The organism is Candidatus Glassbacteria bacterium, assembly GCA_019456185.1.
Taxonomy (GTDB): Bacteria; Gemmatimonadota; Glassbacteria; order GWA2-58-10; family GWA2-58-10; genus JAJRTS01.
Genome location: VRUH01000002.1, coordinates 175,802 through 184,227, shown reverse-complemented (window position 1 = coordinate 184,227; position 8,426 = coordinate 175,802). Strand labels below are relative to the sequence as shown.

Genomic DNA, 8,426 nt, shown 5'->3' with positions numbered 1-8,426 from the left:
CTGTCGCTGTAGAGCTCAAAGCAGTCAAGGGCCTCGCGCCGGTAGCCGCGGAAGATCCCGGTCACCGTATAGTAACGGCGGCCCATTGCCTGGCGCAGCAGGATATTGGCGCAGCGGCTGATGAACAGCCTCACGGGTCTGACGCCCTCGGTTCTCCCCCCCGGCATGTACGGGCTGCCGATCACGATATCCGGCCTGTCCGGCTGGCGCAGCCTGTTCAGTAAGTTGAGAATCTGGTCCGGGCTGTAACTCAGGTCGGCGTCCACGCTGACGAGATACTTCCCCCGCGCCTGCGAAAATCCTGTTCGCAGGGCATGGCCGCGTCCCCTGTTCGGCACGTAGGACACCACCCGGACATCGCCGTGTTCTCCCGCGATCCGTTCGAGCTCGGCACGCGTGTTATCGCTGCTCCCGTCATCGACACAGATAACCTCGAAACGCTCACCGGCCGCGCGCAGGGTGGAGCGTACCGAATCGATAGTTCGGCCGACGTTATCGCTTTCATTGTACATCGGGATTATGACACTTAGATCAGGGGAACTGTCTGTGGTTCCAGTTGACTCGGCCATCTCGGACCCCGGGAAGGGTGGTGACGTGCGGTATTATCCCGCCAGAGGCGGGCTGCCCGGTCAATTCAGAAGGAGTATAAGCGCAAGCCCTTAGTATGTCAAGCTTTTGCCCGGTTTTTCTGGATATTTGGCTTGATTAAATATGGCGGGGATGATATTATAATTCAAGCATTTGGAACCAAGCATTATTCTTGCAGTTAGCAGAAATTCAGCAGTATAAAGCGGGAAAACCGTTACAGGCTGGTTAGCAAACAGTTGCAGGAGTTGACGGGGCGTTCCGGTTGCCGTTCCAGCCTAAAATGACACCGGGGGGTACGCGAGATGGCCATGCAGTCCACGCAACCGCTTGGCGAAATGCTGGTATCGATGGGCCTGATCAGTCAGGATCAGTTGCAGATCGCAGTCAAGGAACAGAGCCGAACGGGCAGCAGGCTGGGAGAGGTGCTGGTCAGCCTGGGCTTCTGCGGCGAAGAGGATATCTCCAGCGTGGTGGCCAGGCAGGCCGGCGTGGAGATGATGGATCTGGACAAGCGCAAGGTGGACCAGGCCGCGATTAACCTGATTGACCAGGAATACGCCAAGAGCAACAAGCTGGTGCCGATCAAGCTCGACGGCGATACCCTGACCGTGGCCATGGACAATACTTTCGACGTGATGCTGACCGATCAACTCCAGCAGCGTACCGGCAAGTTTATCGAGGTGGTCCAGGCCACCGAAAGCGATATCCTGGCTGCAATCGAAATTTTTTACCTCGGGGCCGGCAAAGACGACGAGCGGATCGAGCAGCTGGCGCTGCAGACAGAGCGGGCGGGGGAATCCGAGGGCGATCTCACCGAGGAGTCGGAGTCTCCGCTGGTCAAACTGGTGGACCAGTTGCTGATCAAGGGGATCAAAAGCGAATGCACCGACATTCATTTCGAGCCGGATACCAACACGATCCGCACCCGGTACCGGGTGGACGGCATTCTGCACCAGGGCCCGGCGCTTCCCAAATCGCTCCAGCAAGCCCTGACAGCGCGGATCAAGGTGATGAGCAACCTGAATATCGCCGAGAGCCGTCTGCCCCAGGACGGCCGGTTCCGCTTTTTCATGGGCAAGCGCCAGATCGACCTTCGTGTCTCTACTTTCCCCACAGTCACCGGGGAAAACGTGGTGATGAGGCTGCTGGACAAGGCCAAGGTTATCCTGGGCCTTGACAGGTTGGGCTTTACGCCCAAAAACCTGGAGCGATTTAAAAAAGCGATCTCCCGCACCAGCGGGATAATCCTGGTAACCGGACCTACCGGCAGCGGCAAGACGACAACGCTCTACAGCGCCCTGACCTACCTGAACAACTCCGACCGAAAAATTATAACCCTCGAAGACCCGGTGGAATACGAGATTCCGCTGATTCGCCAGGGACAGATAAACGTAAAGGCCGGCTTTACTTACGCCGCGGGTATGCGCTCGATTCTGCGCCAGGATCCGGATATCATCCTGGTCGGAGAGATTCGCGATGCGGAAACCGCCGAGATCGCCATCCAGGCCGCCCTGACCGGCCACCTGGTGTTCAGCACATTGCACACTAATGACTCGGCCGGCTCGTTCCCTCGGCTGATTGACATGGGGATCGAGTCGTTTCTGGTCTCCAGCTCGGTGATCTGCGTGCTGGCCCAGCGGCTGATCCGTAAAATCTGCATGGACTGCAAAACTGTCTACGAGCCGACCGAGGACGACCTGGAGAAATTGGGGCTCAAGAGTAAGACGGGCAAGTACACGTTTTACCGGGGAAGCGGATGCGACAACTGCTCCGGAACCGGTTACCAGGGCCGCTGCGCGATCTATGAAGTCCTGTCCGTGACCCAGAAAATCGAAAACATGATCCTCGAGCGGGTCGACGGTCCCGAGATTAAGAAAGCAGCAATCGAGGAGGGCATGGCTACGTTGTTCCACGACGCGTTGATCAAAGCGGTCAACGGGCAGACGAGTATCGAAGAAGTACTGCGGGTAACCTACACGGGCAGCTGAGCGACGGTTTTACCGGTAAAGGACAGGCAAGTTTATGCCCACGTTCGAGTACAAGGCAACCAACGATTCAGGCAAGACAGTCAAGGGCGTGATGATCGCCGAAACCGAGGATGCTCTCGAAGCTGCGCTTGACGGGCAGAATCTGTTCCTGATCGACGCAGCGGAAACCACTAAAAACGCGGGCCCGGGTGGTGGCGGAGCACGGGGCGGCAGGCGTGTCGTGCGTTCAAAAGTCAAGCGCGGAGATTTGATCACCTTCACGGTCCACCTCTCGACTGTCCTCGGCGCCGGCGTGCCGATCCTGCAGGGCCTGGACGATATGGTCGAAGATACCGAGAACGGTTATTTCAGGGACGTTATCTCGGGAATTAAAATCGCCATCCAGGAAGGCAGCAGTATTTCGGATTCGTTCGCGGCCTACCCGGATGTGTTCGGCGAGCTGTATGTCGCTATCCTGCGCAGCGGTGAGTCCACCGGCCGGGTGGACGAAGTGCTCAAGGAACTGGTGGGCTTCCTGGAGTGGCAGGAGGAACTGGTCGGCACGATCAAGCAGGCGACCACCTACCCGGTTATCGTCGTGGTGGCGGTGATGGGCCTGATAGGTATCATGTTCACCTTCGTGCTGCCCCGGTTCCTGACCGTGTTCGACAGTTTCAATATCCCGTTGCCGCTGCCGACCAGGGTCGTGATCGCGATCAGCAGTTTTTTCCAGAGCTTCTGGTGGCTGATTATCTTCGGGGCGGTTGCGGGCTTTTTTACCTACAGGGCGGCCAACCGCACGCCCCAGGGGCGGATGGCTATCGACAGGATGAAGTTGAAGGTTCCGATTTTTGGCGAACTGCTGCGCAAGATCGCCCTCAGCAGGTTTTCCCATTACCTGGCGTCTCTCTTCGGTGCGGGTGTGAATATCATGCAGGCCCTGGAGGTGGTTGAGCGGCTGGTGGGCAACGCCGTGCTGGCCGAGGTGGTTCACCGGGCCAGGTTGCAGGTGGGCACGGGCCAGTCGATCGCCGGGGCGTTGCGCGAAAGCGGAGAGTTCCCGTCGATGGTGACCCGGATGGTCTCGATCGGCGAGGCTACCGGTAACCTCGAGGAAACCTTGCAGAAAGTGAGCCAGTATTACGACAGGGAAGTCCCCCAGACTATCAAACGGCTGTTCACCGCGCTGGAAAGCGTGATTATTATCACCCTCGGTATCGTAATTCTGTTCGTCGTGCTGTCGATTATCCTGCCGATGCTGTCTCTACAGGAGGTGGGTAGGTGAGCTGCAAAAATAGCAAGACAGCCTGTTGCACTCCGGGCTTCAGCCTGATCGAGATTATTGTTGCGGTTACGATTATGGCTGTTTTGGCCGCAGCAATTGTGCCCGTGATGTTCAACAAGCTCGACCAGGCACGCTACGAGAGAATATTCGATGATCTGCAAGCGATCTACGAGGCCTCGATGGGCGATGCCAACGAGGATTATTTCGGTTTCGTCGGCGACATGGGCGTGCTGCCTGATTCTGTCGAGGAACTGCTCGACGGCATCGGTTTGGGCGGCGAATGGAACGGGCCGTATTTGTCGTTTGCAGGCGGAGCCAAGTTCACCGATGTGTATGCCAACTCGTATGTAATTGACACCAGCCCGATCAGGATCCGCAGCTACGGTCCCGATGGGACAGATAATAGCGGAACCGGGGATGATATTTCTTATCCTGACAACCCGCTCAGTTCTTTTAAGGGGGATCTCGAGGTCCAGGTATATATCAACGGGCGGCTGATTACCGATGCCGCCATCGACCAGGTTACCGCCGGTTTGGCGTATGCCAACGATGGTACCGCCGACAATATGGCCATGACGTTCAATTCCACAGACCAGCAGTTCGAACTGCCGTCGTTCGTGCACCAGGGCAAGCACGTGCTGACGGTTACCGCCAGCCTGGGAGCCGGCACCACCCAACGGGAGGTAGTCACCATCCTGCCCGGGGCCACGACCAGTTCGCAGATAGAGTTCTCGGACAGTGCCTACATGACGAGGCTCGACACGGACCTTAACGGCAACGGAATACCTGACCGGAAAGAGGACCTGGATGGCGACGGGATCCCTGACAGTATGGACCCCGATATCGATGGTGACGGCACCCCGAACGCGATCGACGCCGACTCGCTGGACCCGACTGTGGGCCAGCTGCCGGGCACAACCTCGCCGCAGGTAACCGCGATCACCCCGAGTTACGGCAGCCAGGGCGATAACGGCCTGCTGCTGACTATCGACGGAGCTTATTTCGTGGACGGCGCCACAGTGTCATTCAGCGGGACCGGAATCACGGTTAACACTATTCCCGCTACTTTCGTGAGCGCTGCGCAGCTCACGGTATATGTGGATATTTCGGGTTCTGCGGCGACAGGTTATCGCAACGTGACCGTTACCAATCCCGACGGCGGCTCCGGCACGGGCTCCAGCATGTTCGAGGTTCTGGTCGGCGGCGCGAACCCCTCGCCGCTGATCTCACTGGTATCGCCGGATAACGCTGACCAGGGGGAAACGAACCTGACCGTTACTCTCCAGGGGCAGAATTTTCTGACAGGTCCGACAGTCACGTTCAGTAACGGTAATATCACTGTTAACAATACGACATTTGTCAACAGCACTCAGGTCGATGTAAATATCACCATCCCCGGCTCCGCCGCCACCGGGGCGGGAACGGTGAGGCTGACGAATACGGATGCTAAATTTGATGAGGCCACCTTTACGGTCAACCAGATTGTGCCCAATATCAGCTCGATCAATCCGAACAGCGAGAGATACAATAGGAACAATGTGTGGATCACGGTGACTGGATCGAACTTCCTGAGCGGGTTCAGCGCCTCGACAAGCGGCAGCCCCCTGACTGTGGACCAGATATCGTTCACCAGTTCCACCGAAGTGATGGTGCGCGTGGACTGCGGCTTTACATTCACAACCGTAATTCGTGACCTGATTATTACAAATCCTGGCGGTGCCTCCGACAGCGCACCTTTTACTATTACCGGGTTCTTCTAAGCCATATGCGTACAAAATACATCATTTTTGCCGCCCTGGCGCTGATCGGCGTGGTGTTCGGCGGCTGGAACTGGGTCAACTACTTCAAGCAGCAGTCGGCCGGGACCCAGCCCCAGGTCCAGGCGGTCCGTCCGCCACCGAACCCGGAAATCGCGGCGATCGAGCAGCAGATGCAGGTTGCGGCAAGCGCAGACAGTAATGCGGATGAGAGCCTGCGGGAGACTGCGGGACCGAAAATGGACCTGCCGGACACGATCGGCCGCAACCCGTTTCTCACACCCGAGGAGATCGGGAAGATCGCCAGGGGCGAACTGGTGGTTGAACAACCAACACTGGCCGACCTGTCTCCGCCGCCCGTTCTCAAATTATCGGCGCTTCTGAAGGATAATATCAGCGGCGACTACGTGGCCTTGATCGGCGGCAAGGCTTACCGGGAGGGCGAGCTGATCGGCCAGGAACTGTTGGTGGAAATAACCGAATCCACGGTCGTGCTCGAGCAGGGGAGCAGGCGCAGAACGCTGACAATCCGCAACAGGGAAGGCGACAGCGGAGTTTCCATCCGGATGCGGAAAAACTGACTGAGGAGGGTGGTCAGAGTTGAGTGACGCCAAGGACATCCAGAACGTCAGGGGTAAAAAGAAATTTTCCCCGGCATCTGTCCTCGAACAATTGGGTCTCTATCGCCGCACGGGAAAACTGGTGATCGGGATTCAGCTGGCCGGAGATATCTTCCGGATAGTGGAGATCGACCGCAGCGGCTCCACTCCCAGGATCATGAACTTCTCGGCTATCGATCCGCTGATGGACGACACGGCCGAGGCCGCCGATCAGGTCGTGGGGCTGATGTGCGAGAAAGAGATGACCGCCCGGATTGCCCACGCCACTGTCTACGACCAGGGCACCGAGCTGCGGCAGATTAATCTCCCCGTCCTGGCCAAAAACGAAATGAACGGCCTGGTGCGCCGTGAGCTGAAAAAGATCGTGCCTGACGCCTCGCCGGGTGATGTCGCCTTCGACTACTGGTACGAACGCAGTGTGAAGAAAGGCCGCAAGACCGACGTACTGGTGGGAGTGATTTACCGCGAAAGCTCCCAGCGGATTATCAAGCTGATGGAGCATTGCGGTCTGGACACGGAACTGATCACCACCGTGCCGATGTCGCTGATCGCTTCGATGGGTCTGATGGGTGAGAAATACGCCGGCGCGATAACGGCGGCAGTGCACCTGGAGCGCGACAGGAGCTATCTGGTAATCGCCAACAAGGGCATGTGGGTGTTTTCCCGTGAGTTCCAGACCGTGCTGAACAAAGAGGAACAGCAGCAGGAGCAAAGCCAGCCGCTTACCGCAAAGCGCAAGTTCGCCAGCGCCCGTTACATGGCCGACCAGGACAAGCTGCTTACCGAGGTCAACCGCAGCTTGCTTTATTTCAAGCAGCGGTTTCGCGGCGAGGGGGTCACCTCGGCCGTGCTCAGCGGCGAGGCGTTCAACCTCGAGGAGATGGCGGAGGCGTTCGAGCAGAACCTCGGAATCGAGGGCGTGATCTTCTCGCCGATGGAGGCTTTTGACACAACTCACATGGGCGACAGGGCAGCCAAGCTGGGACGGATTTTTCCCTCGCTGTGCCTGCCTGTCGGCGCGGCCATGCAGAGCCTGCGGGACGGCAAGCTGAATTTTGTCCCCGAAGCGTATATCAACCGCTACAGGGAGCGGGCTCAAAAGGTGATCACGATCGCCGCAGCGGTTATCCTGCTGATAGTGCTGAGTGTGGGATACCTGATGATCCGCGGCAGCCGGGTGGAACTCGAGGAACTGCTGGCCCAGAACAACGAGGAGAAAGTGATCGCTGAGATGACCGCCAAGCTGGATGATATCGCTGTCGTGACAACTCAGCGTAACCTGGCCGAAAAACGCCGCGCTTTCCTGGCCGGCTTCGAGCTTGGGCAGGGCTCGACAGATGAGCTGCTGATAGCGCTCAGCCATATCCTGCCCCCTGAAATAACGCTCCAGCGCCTGGCAGTCAAAGGCGATACGGTCAGAGTAGCGGAAATCTACGGGCAGGTCGATGGGTTGGGAATAGCCGACAGTGACAGTACGTTCAATACCTTCTATGGCAAGTTGACAGCTTCAGGGCTGTTCCTCGAAGTAGCCGAGCCGGAAATTTCTTCCAGTAACGAAGGCGGCAGGTACGTCTTGAGATTCAAAGTAAATTGCGAACTGCCGTCCTGAGGAGCCGGGCATGACTTTACCAAGTGGAGTGCGTAAGGTAATCCTGCCGCTGGCGATTCTGTTCATCTTCGCCGCGGCGTGGTTCGGTTTGTACAGGCCGGAGTTGGAAAAAATTTCTGAATACAGGAAGCAGCCGGCCGCCAACCGGGCCAGGATCGAACAGCTTGTCCGCCAGATGAATTATTACGATCCGCCGATAGCCGAGGAGCGTGAGGAGTGGCGCAGGCTGGAGGAGCAAATTCACAGGAGATTGCCCGCCGCCAAACAGATGAGCGGATTGTACGCCCTTCTTTCACGGCTGGCGGTCGGGCGCGAACTCCAGAACTTTACCCGCCAGGAACTTGCCGGCACAGATACGACTTACGCGACTGATGGTATCCCGCGCCGTGGTTTTGACATTCAGCTCAATTTCGAGTGCGACTACGCGGGGCTGAAAGGTTACGTGGACGGCCTGAAACTGGCCGACAGATTGATCGAGGTTGTTTCGCTCGAGGTTAACCGAAGCCTGCCGCTGATCAACGTCCAGATGGTGATCAGAAGCTATTATTCGCCAGCGGCCGGGTGAGCGCGGGCAATTATTTCCCGTCCGCAAGGAATAAA

The 8,426-nt window shown here is 57.8% G+C and carries 7 protein-coding genes; 6 read left to right on the top strand and 1 reads right to left on the bottom strand.

Features of this window, described 5'->3' with window-relative positions:
• Positions 1-569 (bottom strand): glycosyltransferase family 2 protein (locus tag FVQ81_01835; protein ID MBW7995314.1); only part of this gene is annotated, 569 nt, incomplete at its 3' end.
• A 321-nt stretch (positions 570-890) separates the two neighbouring features.
• Between FVQ81_01835 and FVQ81_01830 the strand changes: the two genes are divergently transcribed.
• The 6 genes from FVQ81_01830 to FVQ81_01805 are packed head-to-tail and all read left to right on the top strand — an operon-like array spanning position 891 to position 8,391.
• Entirely contained in the window at positions 891-2,576 is a 1,686-nt protein-coding gene (locus FVQ81_01830; protein ID MBW7995313.1) for a type II secretion system protein GspE, read from the top strand.
• A gap of 34 nt (positions 2,577-2,610) precedes the next feature.
• Complete coding sequence (locus FVQ81_01825; GenBank protein MBW7995312.1) at positions 2,611-3,840, top strand: type II secretion system F family protein; 1,230 nt, start codon at positions 2,611-2,613, stop codon at positions 3,838-3,840.
• Positions 3,837-5,600: a prepilin-type N-terminal cleavage/methylation domain-containing protein gene (locus FVQ81_01820; GenBank protein ID MBW7995311.1), complete on the top strand. Its 1,764-nt coding sequence runs from the start codon at positions 3,837-3,839 to the stop codon at positions 5,598-5,600. The genes FVQ81_01825 and FVQ81_01820 overlap by 4 nt, the downstream gene beginning before the upstream one ends.
• Positions 5,601-5,605: 5 nt before the next feature.
• Positions 5,606-6,178: a hypothetical protein gene (locus FVQ81_01815; protein MBW7995310.1), complete on the top strand. Its 573-nt coding sequence runs from the start codon at positions 5,606-5,608 to the stop codon at positions 6,176-6,178.
• Between the two features lie 19 nt (positions 6,179-6,197).
• Positions 6,198-7,826: a hypothetical protein gene (locus FVQ81_01810; protein MBW7995309.1), complete on the top strand. Its 1,629-nt coding sequence runs from the start codon at positions 6,198-6,200 to the stop codon at positions 7,824-7,826.
• A 10-nt stretch (positions 7,827-7,836) separates the two neighbouring features.
• The gene (locus tag FVQ81_01805; GenBank protein ID MBW7995308.1) at positions 7,837-8,391 is read left to right on the top strand and encodes a hypothetical protein; all 555 of its coding nucleotides are present in this window, start codon (positions 7,837-7,839) and stop codon (positions 8,389-8,391) included.
• Positions 8,392-8,426: the final 35 nt, after the last annotated feature.

Bases quoted from the DNA above. Each gene is read 5' to 3' on its own strand.
- FVQ81_01830 (MBW7995313.1), top strand. From the start codon at position 891: ATGGCCATGCAGTCCACGCAACCGCTTGGCGAAATGCTGGTATCGATG.
- FVQ81_01805 (MBW7995308.1), top strand. From the start codon at position 7,837: ATGACTTTACCAAGTGGAGTGCGTAAGGTAATCCTGCCGCTGGCGATT.
- FVQ81_01815 (MBW7995310.1), top strand. From the start codon at position 5,606: ATGCGTACAAAATACATCATTTTTGCCGCCCTGGCGCTGATCGGCGTG.
- FVQ81_01825 (MBW7995312.1), top strand. From the start codon at position 2,611: ATGCCCACGTTCGAGTACAAGGCAACCAACGATTCAGGCAAGACAGTC.